The 19,586-nt window shown below is 33.6% G+C and carries 15 protein-coding genes and 1 tRNA gene; 15 read left to right on the top strand and 1 reads right to left on the bottom strand.

Features of this window, described 5'->3' with window-relative positions; genetic code table 11:
* The first annotated feature begins 10 nt into the window (after nt 1-10).
* The 4 genes from ACKVOD_RS01170 (at nt 11) to infB (ending at nt 4,982) form a co-directional block, all read left to right on the top strand.
* Nucleotides 11-81: transfer RNA gene (locus tag ACKVOD_RS01170), tRNA-Gln, on the top strand.
* A gap of 231 nt (nt 82-312) precedes the next feature.
* Nucleotides 313-777 carry a ribosome assembly cofactor RimP gene (gene rimP / locus ACKVOD_RS01165; protein ID WP_409207650.1) on the top strand — a complete coding sequence of 155 codons (465 nt, stop codon included), beginning with the start codon at nt 313-315 and terminating at the stop codon, nt 775-777.
* Nucleotides 778-790: 13 nt separating this feature from the next.
* Nucleotides 791-2,044, top strand: a complete 1,254-nt coding sequence (nusA, locus tag ACKVOD_RS01160) for a transcription termination factor NusA (RefSeq protein ID WP_409207649.1) — start codon at nt 791-793, stop codon at nt 2,042-2,044.
* A gap of 91 nt (nt 2,045-2,135) precedes the next feature.
* On the top strand, nt 2,136-4,982 hold the full coding sequence (gene infB, locus ACKVOD_RS01155; protein ID WP_409207648.1) for a translation initiation factor IF-2: 2,847 nt from the start codon (nt 2,136-2,138) through the stop codon (nt 4,980-4,982).
* Between the two features lie 34 nt (nt 4,983-5,016).
* Here the strand turns inward: infB and ACKVOD_RS01150 are convergent, their stop codons facing one another.
* Nucleotides 5,017-5,421 carry an SPOR domain-containing protein gene (locus ACKVOD_RS01150; protein ID WP_409207647.1) on the bottom strand — a complete coding sequence of 135 codons (405 nt, stop codon included), beginning with the start codon at nt 5,419-5,421 and terminating at the stop codon, nt 5,017-5,019.
* Nucleotides 5,422-5,636: 215 nt separating this feature from the next.
* On the opposite strand from ACKVOD_RS01150, the gene ACKVOD_RS01145 reads away from it, so the two are divergent.
* From ACKVOD_RS01145 to ACKVOD_RS01095, 11 genes are all read left to right on the top strand, one after another.
* Nucleotides 5,637-6,983: a c-type cytochrome gene (locus ACKVOD_RS01145; protein WP_409207646.1), complete on the top strand. Its 1,347-nt coding sequence runs from the start codon at nt 5,637-5,639 to the stop codon at nt 6,981-6,983.
* A gap of 36 nt (nt 6,984-7,019) precedes the next feature.
* On the top strand, nt 7,020-10,076 hold the full coding sequence (locus tag ACKVOD_RS01140) for a TAT-variant-translocated molybdopterin oxidoreductase (protein ID WP_409207645.1): 3,057 nt from the start codon (nt 7,020-7,022) through the stop codon (nt 10,074-10,076).
* Nucleotides 10,077-10,105: 29 nt separating this feature from the next.
* Nucleotides 10,106-11,509 (top strand): NrfD/PsrC family molybdoenzyme membrane anchor subunit, encoded by a 1,404-nt coding sequence (nrfD, locus tag ACKVOD_RS01135; RefSeq protein ID WP_409207644.1) that lies wholly within the window; start codon nt 10,106-10,108, stop codon nt 11,507-11,509.
* Complete coding sequence (locus ACKVOD_RS01130) at nt 11,502-12,026, top strand: DUF3341 domain-containing protein (RefSeq protein WP_409207643.1); 525 nt, start codon at nt 11,502-11,504, stop codon at nt 12,024-12,026. Before nrfD ends, ACKVOD_RS01130 begins: the two co-directional genes overlap by 8 nt.
* 8 nt (nt 12,027-12,034) lie before the next feature.
* Nucleotides 12,035-12,598, top strand: coding sequence for a c-type cytochrome (locus ACKVOD_RS01125; protein WP_409207642.1), 564 nt, complete (start codon nt 12,035-12,037; stop codon nt 12,596-12,598).
* Nucleotides 12,599-12,625: 27 nt separating this feature from the next.
* Nucleotides 12,626-13,963 (top strand): quinol:cytochrome C oxidoreductase, encoded by a 1,338-nt coding sequence (locus ACKVOD_RS01120; RefSeq protein WP_409207641.1) that lies wholly within the window; start codon nt 12,626-12,628, stop codon nt 13,961-13,963.
* An 18-nt stretch (nt 13,964-13,981) separates the two neighbouring features.
* Nucleotides 13,982-15,136, top strand: a complete 1,155-nt coding sequence (locus ACKVOD_RS01115; protein WP_409207640.1) for a cytochrome c oxidase subunit II — start codon at nt 13,982-13,984, stop codon at nt 15,134-15,136.
* A gap of 28 nt (nt 15,137-15,164) precedes the next feature.
* Entirely contained in the window at nt 15,165-16,961 is a 1,797-nt protein-coding gene (locus ACKVOD_RS01110) for a cbb3-type cytochrome c oxidase subunit I (protein WP_409207639.1), read from the top strand.
* Between the two features lie 94 nt (nt 16,962-17,055).
* A complete protein-coding gene (ruvB, locus tag ACKVOD_RS01105; protein WP_409207638.1) occupies nt 17,056-18,078 on the top strand; it encodes a Holliday junction branch migration DNA helicase RuvB in 1,023 nt (340 codons plus the stop codon).
* An 8-nt stretch (nt 18,079-18,086) separates the two neighbouring features.
* Nucleotides 18,087-19,010, top strand: coding sequence for a tRNA epoxyqueuosine(34) reductase QueG (queG, locus tag ACKVOD_RS01100; RefSeq protein WP_409207637.1), 924 nt, complete (start codon nt 18,087-18,089; stop codon nt 19,008-19,010).
* Nucleotides 19,011-19,092: 82 nt separating this feature from the next.
* Entirely contained in the window at nt 19,093-19,518 is a 426-nt protein-coding gene (locus ACKVOD_RS01095; protein WP_409207636.1) for a CBS domain-containing protein, read from the top strand.
* Nucleotides 19,519-19,586: the final 68 nt, after the last annotated feature.

Genomic DNA, 19,586 nt, shown 5'->3' with positions numbered 1-19,586 from the left:
GCAATGGAATTGGTCTATGGTGTAATGGTAACACAACTGTTTTTGGTGCAGTCTTTCTAGGTTCGAGTCCTAGTAGACCAACAAAAGACTCCTCAATTTTTTGAGGAGTTTTTTATTTTATTCGCCTGTCTTGATGGAAACGACAAATTTTATAGATTGTTTTTTGTGGTGTTTTAAAAAAATAGTGTTTAAAAATAAGTTGAAAAGGTATATTCATTTTTGATTTATAAAAAAAACACTATATTTGCACTGTTATTTATAAAAAATAGTAGATAATGAGGCACGCAATGCGTGCCTCTTTTTATAAAAAGTATGACATTTAAAGAAAAAGTTAACGGTTTAGTAGCGGATGCATTACAAGCAAATACCTCACTATTTCTTATAGATTTAACTATTTCGGATGCATTTAAGATAACCGTAAATCTAGATGGTGATGCAGGAGTAGATTTGCAAGATTGTATCGATGTTAGTCGTGCAATCGAAGGTAATTTAGATAGAGAAGAACAGGATTTTTCTTTAGAAGTGGCTTCGGTAGGAGTAGGTTCGGCATTAAAAATGGTTCGACAGTATAAAAAAAATGTCGGAAGAACTCTAATTGTAAAATTAGATACACAAACTATTGAAGCAGAATTAGTTGAAGCTAATGATAATTTTATAATTTTGTCATGGAAGGCTCGTGAGCCTAAAAAACTTGGAAAAGGGAAGGAAACAGTTCAAAAAATACAGGAAATCCCGTATACGGATATAAAAGAAGCAGTTGTTACAGTAACATTTTAATTAATTAGTTGGCATGGAAAATTTAGCATTAATCGATTCATTTTCAGAGTTTAAAGACGATAAACTTATTGATCGTGTGACGCTTATGGCGATATTAGAAGATGTGTTTAGAAATGCATTGAAGAAAAAGTTTGGATCTGATGATAATTTCGATATCATTATTAATCCAGATAAAGGTGATATGGAAATATGGCAAAGAAGAGTAATTGTTGCTGATGATGATTTAGATTTAGATCACCTTGAGATTACATTAACCGAGGCTAGAAAAATTGAACCCGATTTTGAGATTGGAGAAGAAGTTTCTGAGGAAGTAAAATTAATTGACTTAGGAAGAAGAGCTATTTTAGCTTTGCGTCAAAATTTAATTTCTAAAATTCATGAACATGATAACACAAATCTTTATAAGCAATTTAAAGATTTAATAGGTGATATTTATACAGCCGAAGTGCATCATGTGCGCCCTAGAGTTGTCATTTTGATTGATGATGAAGGAAATGAAATAATTTTGCCAAAAGAAAAACAAATTCCAACTGACTTTTTTCGTAAAGGAGACAACGTTCGTGGGATAATTGAAAGCGTAGAATTGAAAGGGAACAAACCTCAAATTATTATGTCAAGGACAGCAAATTTGTTCTTAGAAAAGTTATTTGAACAAGAAATACCAGAAGTTTTTGACGGATTAATAATGGTCAAAAATGTTGTGAGAATTCCTGGTGAAAAAGCAAAAGTATCAGTAGATTCATATGATGATAGAATTGATCCTGTTGGAGCATGTGTCGGAATGAAAGGATCTCGTATTCATGGAATTGTTCGTGAATTAGGAAATGAGAATATTGATGTTATTAACTACACAAGTAATATTCAATTATATATTACAAGAGCATTAAGTCCGGCAAAAGTATCTTCAATCAAAATTAATGAAGCTACAAAAAGAGCCGAAGTGTTTTTGAAATTAGAAGAAGTCTCTAAAGCTATTGGTAGAGGAGGTCACAATATTAAATTAGCGGGACAGTTAACCGGTTATGAATTAGATGTTATTCGTGAAGGAGATGTTGCAGGTGCAGTCGTAGATGAAGATGATGTTGAATTAACTGAGTTTTCAGATGAGATAGAAGAATGGGTAATCGAAGAATTTGCAAAAATTGGTCTGGATACTGCAAAAAGTATTTTAAAACAAGAGGTAAATGATTTAGTAAGAAGAACTGATCTTGAAGAGGAAACAATTCTTGATGTAATGAGAATATTAAAAGAAGAATTTGATAGTTAATCAGTTCTAAAAAAATAAATACAAACCTTATTTTTTCTCCAAATTGAGAATTAGTTTGAGGAATAATATAAAGGTAAATTAAAAAGGTTTTATGTCTGAAGAGAAAATTATTAGAATAAACAAAGTTTTAAGGGAATTGAATATTTCTTTAGAAAGAGCTGTGGATTATCTAAAAGATAAAGGAATTGTTATTGAATCAAATCCGAACACAAAGATTTCAGACGACGTTTATAGTGTTTTGTGTGGTCAGTTTGCTGGAGATAAAGGAAATAAAGAAGCTTCAAAAGAAGTAGGTGAAGAAAAGCGAAAAGAGAAAGAAGCCCTTCGTATCGAAAGAGAAAAAGAAATTGAAGATAAACGCAAACACGACGAGGATCTTTTAAAAAGTCAAGAAGTAATTAAAGCAAGAGCCGTTGTAACAGGACCAGTACATATAGGTAATATTGATCTTAGTCCAAAAAAACAAGTTGTAACTACTCTATCTCCAGTAATAGAAGAAAAAAAGGAAAAGGCGATTGTAAAAACTGAAGTTGAAACGCCTGTTTCTAATATAGTTGTCGACGAAAAAATTGTTGTTGACAAAAAAGTTGTAAAGCCAATCAAAGTTGAAAATAAGATTGAAAAAAATGTAAAAACAACTGCTAAAGATTTAGAATTACCACTTGCCGAAGAATCAATCACTACAAAGTACACAAAATTATCAGGAGCTACATTAACAGGTCAAACCATTGATTTATCTCAATTTAATAAGCCAAAAAAGAAAAAAGAAGAACCTAAAATTGCTGCAAATAAACCTATAGTTCCAGGAGAAGCTGGAGCTCCAGGAAGTAATGTAAATAAGAATAAAAGAAAAAGAATTGCGCCAAAAACTGGTGCTCCAAGACAAGAAACAGGAACGCTTGGTACGCCAGGTTCTCCAAACCCAAATATAATTACTGCTAATGCTGGAGGAGGAGGTTTTAATGCTAATAGAGGAGCAAGACCAGGATTTGTAAAAGGAGCAAGACCTGCAATTACGGCTAAAGTTGAACCTACAGAAGAAGAAGTTAAAAATCAAATTAGAGAGACTTTAGAAAAACTTCAAGGAAAAGGGGGTAAATCTAAAGCGGCTAAATACAGAAGAGATAAAAGAGATACGCACCGTCAAAAATCAGATGATGAGCAAAGAGCATTAGACGAAGGAAGTAAAACTATAAAAGTTACTGAATTTGTTACTGTGGGAGAAATTGCTATTATGATGGACGTTCAAATTACTAAAGTAATTGGAACATGTATGTCATTAGGAATAATGGTAACACAAAATCAACGTTTAGATGCGGAAACTTTGACCATTGTTGCCGATGAATTTGGTTATGAAGTTGAATTTATAACTGTAGACATTGAAGAAGCGATTCAAGTTGTACCAGATAAAGAAGAAGATTTGGTTTTTAGAGCGCCTATTGTTACAGTAATGGGTCACGTGGATCACGGTAAAACCTCTTTGTTAGATTATATTCGTAAAGAAAATGTTATTGCAGGAGAATCAGGAGGAATTACACAGCATATCGGTGCCTACGGTGTCGAATTAGACAATGGTCAAAAAATAGCATTTCTTGATACACCAGGTCACGAAGCCTTTACAGCTATGCGTGCTCGTGGTGCTCAAGTTACAGATATTGCAATTATTGTAATTGCCGCTGATGATGATATTATGCCACAAACTAAAGAAGCTATTTCTCATGCACAGGCTGCCAGTGTTCCAATTATTTTTGCTATCAATAAAATTGATAAACCCAACTCTAATGTTGAAAAAATAAAAGAAAAATTAGCAGGAATGAATTTGCTTGTTGAAGATTGGGGTGGAAAAATTCAATCTCATGATATTTCTGCAAAAGTTGGTACAGGCGTAAAAGAATTATTAGAAAAAGTATTATTAGAAGCTGAAATTTTAGATTTAAAATCCAATCCCAATAAGGCGGCTCAAGGAACAGTTGTTGAAGCTTTCTTAGATAAAGGTAAAGGATATGTATCTACCATATTAGTACAACACGGAACATTGAGGGTAGGAGATTATATGCTTGCTGGAAAACATCATGGAAAAATAAAAGCAATGCACGATGAAAGAGGTCATGTTGTTACAGTTGCAGGGCCTTCAACACCTGTATCTGTTTTAGGACTAGACGGTGCAGCAACAGCGGGTGATAAATTCAATGTTTTTGAAGATGAAAAAGAAGCAAAACAAATTGCTTCAAAACGTTCTCAATTGATGCGTGAACAATCTGTTCGTACGCAACGTCATATTACATTAGATGAAATTGGACGAAGAATAGCATTAGGTCAATTTAAAGAATTAAACATTATTCTTAAAGGTGACGTGGATGGTTCTGTTGAAGCGCTTTCGGATTCGTTCTCTAAATTATCTACCGAAGAAATTCAGATTAATATCATTCATAAAGGGGTTGGAGCGATTACTGAAACCGACGTTATGTTAGCTTCTGCTTCTGATGCCATTATTATAGGATTTAATGTTCGTCCAGCAGGAAATGCTAGACAATTAGCAGACAAAGAAGAAATAGATATCCGTTATTATTCTATTATATACGCCGCTATCGACGACTTGAAAGACGCTATGGAAGGCATGTTGGCGCCAGAAATGAAAGAAGAAATTTTAGGTACTGCCGAAATTAGAGAGATATTCAAAATCTCTAAAGTGGGTTCTATCGCAGGTTGTATGGTGATGGATGGTAAAATTCAAAGAACAGCCAAAATTCGTATTATTAGAGAAGGTGTAGTTGTTCACACTGGAGAGCTCGTAGCATTAAAACGTTTCAAAGATGATGTCAAAGAAGTTTTAAAAGGATATGATTGTGGTATTCAAATTAAAGGATACAATGATATCGAAGAACGAGATGTTATCGAAGCATATCACGAAGTGGCTATAAAGAAAAAATTGAAATAATTTATAATTAAAAAAATCCCATAAAGGGATTTTTTTAATTATAATAAGTATTTCTATTGGGTCTTATTAAAAGAACATTGGTGAATTTATTTTTTATCTTTATTAGATTTTTCTCAGCTTCTATGCGAGTTTTGAAATTCCCAACCCAAACTTTATAGTTTGGGGTATAGAAAACAATTGTAGCATCAATAGTTTTAAATTCTTGTTTAAATTCGTTCAAGTTATTTTTTGCTGATTCACTGTCACCGCTAAAAATTTGTATTTTATAATAGTCATTTATGATTATTGAGGGGTTTAATTTCCTTTTTTCATTCAATAATTGTTCGAATTTTGGATTTTGAGTTATTTCGGCATTTTGATTTTGAGCAATAATTTTTAAATTACAAAATACAATGAAAATAATTGTTAATTTAATTTTTGAAAGTCTTATAAATCTCATAATGAGTTGGTTTTTAAACAAAAATAGTAATTTAATTAGTAACTTGTCAAGCCTAGCTATTTAGAATAGGTATAAATTATATTTAAGGCTATTTTAAGATTTTGAGAATAGTTCTTAGTATTGTATTTTTGTGCCAGTTTTAAAATAGAGCTTATATTATAATTACTGTTTTAGCACTAAATTATGCCAATATTAGTAGATAATCACATAATAATATGAAAAAGGTGGGTAACCATAATTCGATTTCAAGGAAATTATATTTAGGCTTAGCTTTTATTTTAAGTATTTCCTTAACTTCATTAGCGCAAGAAGCAACTCCGGTTGCAAGCACTATGGCAGCCACTACAGAAGCTGCTGCTGCAACTTCTCCGGCAAGTGGTGGTGATGTGACAAAAGGGAAAGAGCTTTTTAATGCTAACTGTGCGGCTTGTCATAAGCTAGATGCAAAAGCAACTGGGCCAATGTTAAGAGGTATTGCGGCTAAACATGAAAAAGCTTGGCTTTATAAATGGATTCATAACAGTTCTGAATTAATTAAATCTGGTGATGCTGCAGCAGTAAAATTGTTTGCCGAAAACAATCAATCGGTAATGACTGCTTTTCCGCAATTATCAGAAGCAGATATTGATAATATTATAGCCTACACCTCTGAGCCAAAAGCAGAAGCTGCTCCTCCTGTTATCTCCGGAGCTAATTCAGGATCAAGTTCATCAGAAAGTGGAATTTCAAGTAATATCATTCTTGGAGCTTTAATATTAGTAATGGCTATACTCATAGTAATGCTATTATTAGTTAATAAAGTACTTAAGAAAGTTGCTGCTGCCAATGGAATTGTTGTTGCGCCAAAAGAGCCAACTACTCCAATATGGAAAGCCTTTGTAAAAAATCAATTTTTAGTATTAATTACTTCTATATTTTTATTATTAGCGAGTGGATATTTTGTTTACGGTTATTTAATGCAAATAGGAGTAGATCAAAATTATGAGCCAATACAGCCAATTCATTATTCACATAGAATACATGCAGGCAGTAACGGTATCAATTGTAATTATTGTCACTCAGCTGCACGTGTTGGAAAACATTCAAACATTCCTTCATTAAATGTATGTATGAATTGTCATAAAAACATAGCCGAAGTGACAGATACTACTGCTACAGCCGATTATTCAAAATCATTCTATGATGGCGAAATACAAAAATTATACAAAGCCGTTGGTTGGGATCAATCCACACAAAAGTATACTGGAAAAACACAACCAGTGAAATGGGTTCGTATTCACAACTTGCCTGATTTTGTATATTTCAACCACTCACAACACGTTAAAGTTGCTGGTATTGAATGTCAAACCTGTCATGGTCCTGTTCAGACCTATGAAATCATGAAACAATTTTCTCCGCTAACAATGGGATGGTGTATTGATTGTCATAGAAAAACAGATGTGAAAATGGAAGGTAACGAATATTACACCAAAATTCACGAACAACTTTCCAAAAAATATGGCGTTGATAAGCTAACTGCAGCGCAAATGGGAGGTTTAGAATGTGGGAAATGCCACTATTAAAATAAAATAATTAAGAAGTTAATATTTATATAGAATATGTCATCAAACAAAAAATACTGGAAAAGTGTTGAAGAGCTAGACGGAAATAGTTCTATTGTTGAGGCGCTTAAAAATAACGAATTTGTTGAAGAAATTCCTACTGATGAATTTTTAGGAAATATAGATGGCTTGTCATCTTCATCAACAACACGTCGGGACTTTTTAAAGTACGTTGGATTTAGTACTGCAGCAGCTACACTTGCAGCTTGTGAAGGTCCTGTTCATCTGTCGATCCCTTACGTTTTACAACCAGAACAAATCATACCTGGAATTGCCGATTATTATGCGACTTCAGTTTTTGACGGATTCGATTTCGCAAATCTTTTAGTTAAAACCCGTGAAGGGCGTCCTATTAAAATTGACAATAACACGATAGCTGGTGCCAAATTTGCTGCCAATGCAAGAGTTCACGCTTCTATTTTGTCACTATATGATAGCATGCGTTTGAAAGAACCAAAAATCTCTGGAAAAAATGCTTCGTGGATTGAAGTTGATTCCAAAATCAAAACAAGTTTGGCTGATGCCAAAGCTAAAGGAGGTCAAGTAGTACTTTTAACCAATACATTAGCAAGTCCTTCGACTGAAAAGTTGATTGCTGACTTTCTTTCGAAAAACACAAATGCAAAACATGTTGTTTATGATGCCGTTTCGGAATCAGAAGCATTAGATGCTTTCGAAACTGTCTATGGCGAAAGAGCTTTGGTTGATTATGATTTCTCAAAAGCTTCATTAATTGTTTCAGTTGGGGCTGATTTCTTAGGGGATTGGCAAGGAGGAAGTTATGAGTCAGGTTATGCAAAAGGAAGAATTCCTAAAAGTGGAAAAATGTCACGTCACTTTCAATTGGAAGCTAATATGACTTTATCTGGTGCCGCTGCTGATAAACGTTTAGCTATGTCAACAGCAAATCAAAAGCAAGCATTGGTACTGATATACAATACTGTTGTTGGAGCTTCTGTTCCAGTAACTTTAGATCTAAAATTAAAAGCTGAAGTTGTCAAAGCGGCTCAACAGTTAAAAGCTGCTGGAACTAAAGGAGTTTTAGTTTCTGGAATTCAAGATAAAAACGTACAATTGTTGGTTTTGGCTATTAACCAAAAGCTAGCAAGTGAATCTTTTTCAACTTCTGGAACAAGACAAATCAGAAAAGGATCAAACCAAAAAGTTGCCCAATTAGTGGCTGATATGAAGGCTGGAAGCGTTCATACGTTAATTATGAGTGGTGTAAATCCAGTATATTCTTTACCAAATTCAAAAGATTTTGTTGATGGTTTGAAAAAAGTAAGTCTTTCTGTTTCATTTTCGTTAAGAGAAGATGAAACAGCTGTTATTAGTGCTATTGCTGCTGCAACACCTCATTATTTAGAATCATGGGGAGATGTTAGTATTACAAAAGGTACTTATGCATTAACACAACCAACAATTCGTCCATTATTTAATACAAAGCAATTTCAAGATACTTTATTATCATTAAGCGGTATTTCGGGAACGTTTTATGATTATTTAAAAGCGAATCTAGCATCAAATGCTGCGGGTTCTACTTGGAATAAAGTATTGCACGATGGTGTTTTTGTTGGAACTATCCCTTCTGTTTCTGGTGGTTCTGCAGATTATAATACTGCAGCAATTACATTGGCAAAATCAAAATCTGCTACAGGATTCGAATTAGTTTTATATACAAAAACAGGATTAGGAGATGGTCAGCAAGCTAATAATCCATGGTTACAAGAATTTCCAGATCCAATTACAAGAGTTTCATGGGACAATTATGTAACAGTCTCTAATGCTGATGCTAATAAATTAGAATTATCAAATGCAATTGTCGCTAATGGTGGTTTGAACGGAAGTTATGCTACCATTACTACTTCCGATGGTGTTAAATTAGAAAATGTACCTGTAATTGTTCAACCAGGACAAGCAGTTGGAACTATAGGTTTAGCATTAGGATACGGAAAAAGTGCCGCTCTAAAAGAAGAAATGCAAGTAGGTATAAATGCCTATTCTTTATACAAAGGTTTTAATAATGTACAGTCTGTTACATTGACTAAAGCAGATGGAGAACATGAGTTTGCTTGTGTTCAAGGTCAAAAAACATTGATGGGTAGAGGGGATATTATTAAAGAAACTACTTTAGAAATATTCAACACCAAAGATGCTGAGTTTTGGAATGAACAACCAATGGTTTCATTAGATCATAAAGAAGTTAAAGCAACATCAGTAAATTTATGGGAGAATTTTGATCGTTCAATCGGGCATCATTTTAATCTTTCAATTGACTTAAATGCTTGTACAGGCTGTGGTTCATGTGTTATTGCTTGTCATGCCGAAAATAATGTTCCTGTTGTTGGTAAATCTGAAGTAAGAAGAAGTCGTGATATGCACTGGTTGCGTATTGATAGATATTATTCATCAGAAGATACTTTTGCAGGGGATAATGAAAGAAAGGAAAATATTGCAGGTTTGTCAAGTTCATTATCTACTTTTAATGAGATGGAAAAAGCGGGTGATAATCCACAAGTTTCATTTCAACCAGTTATGTGTCAGCACTGTAATCATGCTCCATGTGAGACAGTTTGCCCAGTTGCTGCAACATCACACGGACGTCAAGGACAAAACCAAATGGCATACAACAGATGTGTTGGTACTCGTTACTGTGCTAATAACTGTCCTTATAAAGTGCGTCGTTTTAACTGGTTCCTATATAATAAAAATAGTGAATTTGATTTTCACATGAATGATGATTTAGGACGTATGGTTTTAAATCCAGATGTCAATGTTCGTTCACGTGGAGTTATGGAAAAATGTTCTTTTTGTATTCAAAAAACACAGTCAACTATTCTAGCGGCTAAAAACGAAGGAAGAGTTATTGTTGATGGTGAATTTCAAACTGCTTGTTCTAGTGCTTGTACTACTGATGCAATGATTTTTGGGGATGTTAATGATAAAGAAAGCCAAGTTGCCAAGTTAGTAGAAGAAGAAAGAATGTATCATTTATTAGAACATGTAGGTACAAAACCAAATGTTTTCTATCACGTTAAAGTTAGAAATACTTAAGAAAAAATTAAAAATCAATTTAAAGGATTATGTCTCATATATACGATTCAAGTATTAGAAAACCTTTAGTTATAGGTGATAAATCATATCACGATGTAACAGTAGATGTTGCAGCGCCCGTAGAAGGTAAGGCAAACAAACAATGGTGGATAGTGTTTTCAATAGCATTAGCTGCATTTCTATGGGGAATGGGTTGTATTATTTACACTATTTCTACAGGAATCGGAACCTGGGGTTTAAATAAAACAGTAGGTTGGGCATGGGATATCACTAACTTTGTTTGGTGGGTTGGTATTGGTCACGCAGGAACTCTTATATCTGCAGTACTTTTATTATTTCGTCAAAGATGGAGAATGGCAATCAACCGTTCTGCAGAGGCGATGACTATTTTTTCAGTAATTCAAGCAGGTTTATTTCCAATTATTCACATGGGGCGTCCTTGGTTAGCGTATTGGGTTTTACCTATTCCAAATCAATTCGGTTCATTATGGGTTAACTTTAACTCCCCATTGCTTTGGGATGTATTTGCAATCTCAACCTATCTTTCGGTATCGTTAGTATTCTGGTGGACTGGATTATTACCTGATTTTGCAATGATTAGAGACAGAGCTGTTACGCCATTTAACAAAAAAATATATTCTATATTAAGTTTTGGATGGAGCGGAAGAGCAAAAGATTGGCAACGCTTTGAAGAAGTTTCTCTGGTTCTTGCAGGATTAGCAACACCGCTTGTATTATCAGTTCATACTATTGTATCCATGGACTTTGCTACATCAGTAATACCAGGATGGCATACTACTATTTTTCCTCCTTATTTTGTAGCTGGAGCGGTTTTTTCTGGTTTTGCCATGGTAAATACCTTACTTATCATTATGAGAAAAGTGTCTAATTTAGAAGCTTATATTACTATTCAACATATTGAGTTAATGAATATTGTAATCATGATTACAGGGTCAATTGTAGGGGTTGCATATATAACTGAGCTTTTTGTAGCTTGGTATTCAGGAGTGGAATATGAGCAATATGCATTTTTGAATAGAGCTACTGGGCCTTACTGGTGGGCTTATTGGTCGATGATGACCTGCAATGTTTTTTCACCACAATTTATGTGGTTCAAAAAATTAAGAACAAGTATTATGTTCTCGTTCATTATTTCTATTGTTGTAAATATTGGAATGTGGTTCGAAAGATTTGTAATTATCGTAACTTCTTTGCATAGAGATTACCTACCATCGTCTTGGACAATGTTTTCTCCAACTTTTGTTGATATTGGAATATTTATAGGAACAATTGGTTTCTTCTTTGTATTGTTTTTACTTTATGCAAGAACATTTCCAGTAATTGCACAAGCAGAGGTTAAAACAATATTGAAAGCAACAGGAGAAAATTATATTAGAGAAAGAGCAGCAAATAAAGATTCACACCATGAGTAATAAAGTAATATACGCCATTTATAATGACGATGATGTATTGATGGATGCAGTTAAAAAAACACGCGCAGCTCATTATCATATTGAAGATGTTTTCACCCCATTTCCGGTCCACGGATTGGATAAAGCAATGGGACTTGCACCTACTAGATTAGCTATTTGTGCTTTTATTTATGGGTTGTGCGGTCTATCTTTCGGAACTTGGATGATGGATTATATTATGATTCAAGATTGGCCTCAAGATATAGGAGGAAAGCCAAGTTTTAGTTATATTCAAAATATGCCAGCTTTCGTACCAATTATGTTTGAAGAAACAGTTTTTTTTGCTGCACATTTAATGGTAATTACTTTCTATATGAGAAGTAGATTATGGCCTTTTAAAGAAGCTGAAAATCCAGATGTAAGAACAACCGATGATCATTTTTTAATGGAAGTATCCATTAATAATAATGAAAAAGAATTAGTTTCTTTTTTCGAAAATACAGGAGCAATAGAAGTTAAAGTAATTGAAAAGCATTAATTGTCAATATGAAAAGTCTATATAAAATAACAATTTTATTTGGTTTTATGATGTTAGTTTCGTCTTGTCATAACAATTCGTCACCTAATTATCAGTATTTTCCAAACATGTATGAGTCGGTTGGTTATGAAACCTATGCAGAGTCTAATGCATTTAATTCGCCTACAGGTTTGCCTGGTAAAGAAGGGCAACTTCCCGCTGTTGGAACTATTAAGAGAGGGTTTGTTCCATATGAATATGAGAACTCTACATCAGGATATGAACTGGCTAAATTAAATTCAAAATCACCTCTTGATACGATATCTGTTGAAAATCATGATAAATCTAAAGAGTTATATGAAATTTATTGTGCTATTTGTCATGGAAACGAGGGTAACGGTCAAGGAAAACTAGTTACTCAAGGCAAATTCTTAGGAATTCCAAGTTATAAGGATAGAGTAATAACCGAAGGGAGTATTTATCATGTACAAACCTATGGTTTAAATTCGATGGGTTCTTATGCAAATCAGTTGAACCAACATGAGAGATGGTTAATTTCTGCTTATGTTTTAGAACTTAAATCCAAATTATAATTGTAGAACGAAATCATCATAATAGATATGTATACATTTTCAAGTAAATTAAAAACATTTTCTCTAATACTAATGGCTATTGGTCTTTTGGGTATTGGATATGGTTTTTTATCTGCACCACAAAACATTCAAGATGTTGAAGCTATTTTAGCTAAAGAATCTCACGGAGGTCATCAAAAAGAAGAAGCAACACATGCTGCTAATGAACAAGCTCATGGCGATTCTGAAGCACATGAAGTTCATGAAGATACTGAACACAAAGAACATTTAGAGCATGTTTTACATCAATTACAAAACAAACCATGGTCTGCTTTGTATGTTGCCTGTATTTTCTTTATGTTAGTTTCTTTAGGAGTATTAGCTTTTTATGCTATTCAGCAAGTGGCTCAAGCAGGTTGGTCGCCAGTTTTATTTAGAGTAATGCAAGGTATTACGGCTTATTTGCCTGTAGGTTCTGTTCTGTTTTTTATTCTATTGATTCTATGTGGTCTTCATTTCAATCATATCTTCGTATGGTTAGACCCCGAAGTAGTTGCTCATGATAAACTTATAGCGGCAAAGTCAGGATACTTAAACTTTCCTTTTTGGATTATTAGAGCTGCAATATTTTTGACTGGATGGAATCTTTATAGATATTATTCTAGAAAAAATTGTTTGGCTCAAGATGATTCTAATGATAATAGTAATTATAAAAAGAATTTTAAGATATCAGCTGGTTTTTTAGTTTTCTTCATTGTTACGGAATCAATTATGTCTTGGGACTGGATTATGTCAGTAGACCCTCATTGGTTTAGTACCTTATTTGGTTGGTATGTTTTTGCTAGTTTCTTAGTAAGCGGTATCACTACAATATGTTTAGTTTCTTTATACTTAAAATCAAAAGGATATTTAGAACATGTAAATACAAGTCATATACATGATTTAGCTAAATTCATGTTTGGTTTTAGTGTTTTTTGGACTTATTTATGGTTTTCACAATTTATGCTTATTTGGTATGCTAATATACCAGAAGAAGTAACGTATTTTGTGACTAGAATAAATGATTATAACCTCCCATTTTTTGGAGCTGTTGCTATGAATTTTCTATTTCCAGTATTGATTTTAATTAATACTGATTTCAAAAGAATTTCGTGGATTTTAGTTATGGCAGGTGTTGTAATATTATTGGGTCATTATATAGACTTCTTTAATATGATTATGCCAGGTACGGTTGGTGATCAGTGGTTTATTGGAGTATCAGAAATTGCATCGGTTCTTTTCTTTTTTGGATTGTTTATCTATGTTGTTTTTTCAGCATTAACAAAAGCGCCATTATTGCCTAAGAGAAATCCTTTTATTGAGGAAAGTAAGCATTTTCATTATTAATATTTAAAGAAAAATTAGATGACAAGTTTGTTGGTAATTATAGTTTTAGTTTTATTAGCTATTGCATTATGGCAGTTGACTAAAATATTTGATTTGACTCAAGTTGGAGTTAATAAAGACAATTCTCAAGTAGCTAACGATAGTGATAATAATATTCAAGGATATTTGATGTTTGGCTTTTTAGCATTCATATATATATTTACTATTTATGGTTTATTTAAATGGGGAGGCTTAGTGTTACACACACCTGCTTCGGAGCACGGAGGCATGGTTGATAATTTAATGAATATCACTTGGGTAGTTATTTTTGCTGTGCAAGCATTTACACAAGTTTTAGTACATTATTTTTCATTTAAATACCGAGGTTCTATAGATAGAAAAGCTTTGTATTTTTCTGATAGTACAAAATTAGAAATTATTTGGAGTGCAATACCAGCATTAGTTTTGGCTGTTTTAATCCTATATGGTTTGTATGCTTGGACTAATATTATGTTTATTGACGAAGATGAAGATACTATTGTAATTGAGGTTTATGCACAACAATTCAATTGGACGGCGAGATATTCTGGAGCAGACAATGTTCTTGGTAAAGCCAATGTTAGACTTATTGAAGGCGTTAACACCCTTGGGGTTGATCTTTCAGACCCTAATGCACAAGATGATATTGTTGTAAAAGAATTGCATATTCCAAAAGGAAAAAAAATTCATTTTAAATTCCGTTCACAAGATGTTTTACATTCTGCCTACTTTCCATATTTTAGATCACAAATGAATTGTGTTCCTGGTATGGTTACAGAATTTGCTTTTAAACCTATTTATACTACGGATGAGTATCGTGAATTACCATACATGGTTGCTAAAGTAAATAATATTAATAAAATTAGATCAGACAAAAGTATCGAGTTAGTTGCCAATGGCGAAACAGCTTTAGACCCTTATGCTTTTGATTTTTTATTGCTTTGTAATAAAATTTGTGGAGCATCTCATTACAACATGCAAATGAAGGTTATAGTTGATACCCAAGAAGATTATAAAAAATGGTTAAGCGAAAAACCTACTATAGTTCAAGAAGTTAAAACGGCTAATGCTCCAAAACCTAATGAAGAGGCTGTTGGGAATGATTCAACTATAGTTAATGTTACTGCAGTTGTTTCCAAAATGGCAATGAAATAATTATTAAGAAAATTTAAAGTATACATATATGTCAGCAGAAGGTCACGATCACGGACACGATCACGAACACGAACATCACCATAAAGACACTTTTATTACTAAATATATTTTTAGTATTGATCATAAGATGATTGCTAAACAGTACCTGTTGACAGGTATTATTATGGGGGTTATTGGTGTTGCGATTTCATTACTTTTTAGATTACAATTAGCCTGGCCAGAGCAATCTTTCAAAATTTTTAGTTTCGTTCTAGGGGATAGTTATGCTCCAGATGGAGTACTTCTTAACGATAGGTATTTAGCTTTGGTAACAATACATGGAACCATAATGGTGTTCTTTGTATTAACCGCCGCACTAAGCGGAACGTTTAGTAATTTATTAATACCATTGCAACTTGGTGCTAGGGATATGGCATCTGGATTTTTGAATATGGTTTCCTACTGGTTATTTTTTCTTTCGAGTGTATTAATGGTAAGTTCTCTTTTTGTAGAGTCTGGGCCAGCTTCAGCAGGTTGGACAATTTACCCTCCGCTAAGTGCTTTACCGCAAGCTATTCCGGGTTCTGGAGCAGGAATGACACTTTGGTTAGTATCTATGGCAGTATTTATTGCAGCATCTTTGATGGGTTCTTTAAATTATATTGTTACGGTTATCAATCTAAGAACTAAAGGAATGACTTTAACACGAATGCCACTAACTATCTGGGCTTTCTTTGTAACTGCCATTATTGGAGTTATTTCGTTTCCGGTTTTACTTTCAGCTGCTTTATTATTAATTTTTGATAGAAGTTTTGGAACTTCATTTTTTTTATCAGATATTTATATTGCTGGTGAAGTTTTACATCATCAAGGAGGATCACCAGTATTGTTTGAGCACTTGTTTTGGTTTCTAGGGCATCCTGAAGTTTATATTATTTTACTTCCTGCTTTGGGTATCACTTCAGAAGTTCTTGCAACCAATTCTCGTAAACCAATATTTGGTTATCGAGCTATGATTATGTCCATTTTGGCAATTGCATTTTTGTCTACTATTGTTTGGGGACACCACATGTTTATTACAGGTATGAATCCTTTTCTTGGGTCGGTATTTACATTTACTACTTTATTAATTGCGATTCCATCTGCTGTAAAAGCCTTTAATTATATTACCACACTTTGGAAAGGAAATTTACAACTGAATCCAGCAATGTTGTTTTCAATTGGTTTAGTTTCTACTTTTATAACAGGTGGTTTGACAGGAATTATTCTTGGGGATAGCACACTTGACATTAATGTTCATGACACTTATTTTGTGGTAGCTCACTTTCACTTGGTAATGGGGATTTCTGCGCTATACGGAATGTTTGCTGGAATTTACCATTGGTATCCAAAAATGTTTGGTAGAATGTTAAACAAAAACATGGGTTATATCCATTTTTGGGCAACAGCAGTTTGTGCATATGGTGTGTTTTTCCCTATGCATTTTATAGGATTAGCAGGTTTGCCTAGACGTTATTATACCAACACAAACTTTCCATTATTTGATGATTTGCAGAACGTAAATGTTTTGATAACCATGTTTGCATTAATTGGTGGAGCTTTTCAATTGGTGTTTTTGTACAATTTCTTTAGCAGTATTTTTTATGGTAAGCGAACTGTTCAAAATCCATGGAAATCTACTACTCTAGAATGGACCGCGCCAATTGAACATATTCATGGTAACTGGCACGGAGCAATTCCTGAAGTTCACCGTTGGCCTTATGATTACAGCAAACCGGGTCATGACGAAGATTTCATTCCTCAAAATGTTCCTATGAAAGAAGGGGAAGAAGTTTTACATCACTAAAATTTTTTTCAATACAATATAAAAATGCCTTTCTTCCGAAACTTCGGAATTGAAAGGCATTTTTATTTGTTCCTAACTTTGTTATATTTGTAGTATGAACGAAAATTTAGACCCAACAAACAACGGTTATAATCCAGAGGAACTTGATCTCGAGAAAAAATTGAGACCGCTTTCTTTTGACGATTTTGCAGGACAAGAACAAATATTAGAAAACTTAAAAGTTTTTGTTCAGGCTGCCAATCAAAGGAACGAAGCTCTTGATCATACCCTATTTCATGGGCCTCCAGGTTTAGGAAAAACAACTTTGGCAAACATATTAGCTAATGAGTTACAAGTAGGTATCAAAATTACCTCAGGGCCTGTTCTTGATAAACCAGGAGATTTAGCAGGTTTGCTTACCAATCTTGAAGAACGAGATGTTTTGTTTATTGATGAAATTCATCGGTTGAGCCCAATTGTGGAGGAATATTTATATTCGGCAATGGAGGATTTTAAAATAGATATTATGATTGAATCTGGTCCCAATGCAAGATCAGTTCAAATTAACCTAAATCCATTTACATTAATTGGAGCTACTACTCGATCTGGATTGTTAACGGCACCAATGCGAGCTCGTTTTGGTATTTCGTCTCGTTTGCAATATTACACCACTGAACTTTTGACTACTATTGTCGAACGAAGTGCCACCATTTTGAAAATGCCCATTTCTATGGAAGCCGCCATCGAAATTGCAGGTCGAAGCAGAGGAACACCTCGGATTGCAAATGCTTTGTTACGTCGTGTAAGAGATTTTGCTCAGATAAAAGGGAATGGAACTATTGACATAGAAATTGCAAGATATGCTCTAAAAGCATTGAATGTAGATGCACATGGTTTGGATGAAATGGATAATAAAATACTCAATACCATTATAGATAAATTCAAAGGTGGCCCTGTTGGTTTATCCACTTTGGCAACAGCTGTATCTGAAAGCAGCGAAACCATCGAAGAAGTTTATGAGCCGTTCTTGATTCAGGAAGGATTCATCATGCGAACTCCAAGAGGAAGAGAAGTAACTGAAAAAGCATATAAGCATTTAGGTAAAGTTAAAACAAACATTCAAGGAGGTCTTTTTTAATCTTTCCATTGATAAACAATAAAGAAAAATACACGAAATTCATAAAATCCGAAGCCAAGCGTCTCGGGTTTTTGTCTTGTGGTATATCCAAAGCTGGCTTTTTGGTAGAAGAAGCACCCCGATTGGAGAGTTGGTTAAACAAGCAAATGAACGGGCAAATGTCCTATATGGAAAACAACTTTGACAAACGATTAAATCCAACTTTATTGGTCGATGGTGCCAAAAGTGTTGTTTCTCTTTTATTAAATTACTATCCATCAGAAATACAAAATTCGGATAGTTATAAAATTTCAAAGTACGCTTACGGACAGGATTACCATTTTGTAATCAAAGAAAAACTGAAAGAATTTCTTTCCTCAATACAATCTTCTATTGGAGAAGTTTCGGGTCGCGCTTTTGTTGATTCTGCACCAGTTCTTGACAAAGCTTGGGCAGCCAAAAGTGGATTAGGCTGGGTTGGTAAAAACAGTAATCTAATAACTCAAAAAGTAGGCTCTTTTTACTTCATCGCTGAACTCATCATCGATTTAGATTTAGAATACGATCACGCCACGACTGATCATTGCGGTTCTTGCACCGCCTGTATTGATGCTTGCCCTACCGAAGCCATAGTCTCGCCATATATTGTTGATGGTAGCAAATGTATTTCCTATTTTACAATTGAACTTAAAGAAAATATTCCATCAGAAATGAAAGGTAAATTTGATGATTGGGCTTTTGGTTGCGATGTTTGCCAAGACGTTTGCCCTTGGAACAAATTTTCGAAACCACATTCGGAACCCTTATTTAATCCAAGTCCAGAAATACTTTCTATGTCCAAAAAAGATTGGATAGAAATCACCGAAGAAACTTTCAAAGCGGTGTTCAAAAACTCCCCTTTGAAAAGGGCGAAATTTGAAGGATTGAAACGAAACATTAACTATTTGGAATAAACTTCAAAAATAAAAAAGAATTATTTGTATCGTATTATAATGTTTTTTATTTAATTTTATATTCAATTTAATACAATCTATTATGACAGTAAATCAAATATTAGGTGCAAAAGGAAAAGAAGTCTTTTCAGTGACATCAACAATCACTGTATTCGAAGCATTAGGTGTAATGAGCGAAAAAAACATTGGGGCTATTTTAATCATTGATAATTCTGTCTTAATGGGTATTTTATCCGAAAGAGATTATGCTCGAAAAATTGCCTTAAAAGCTAAGTCTTCCAAGAAAACATTTGTAAGCGAAATAATGGTTAAAGAGGTAGTTACAGTAAAACCATCGGACAGCTTAGATTATTGTATGGAATTGATGGATACTAAAAGAGTAAGGCATTTGCCAGTGATCGAAAATGATATTATTATTGGTATTATTTCAATAAGCGACGTTGTTAAAGCAATAATCGAAATACAAAAAGAAACTATTAAACATTTAGACTCTTATATTTCTCAGTAAGAATCTCACTTAAAATAAATTAATAGCTGCAAAAATAGCAGCTATTTTTTTGTACTAATATCAAAAAT

This window comes from Flavobacterium sp. (genome assembly GCF_046155325.1).
GTDB lineage: Bacteria > Bacteroidota > Bacteroidia > Flavobacteriales > Flavobacteriaceae > Flavobacterium.
Note: the sequence above shows the minus strand (reverse complement) of the source record. Positions and strands in the feature narration are given on the sequence as shown.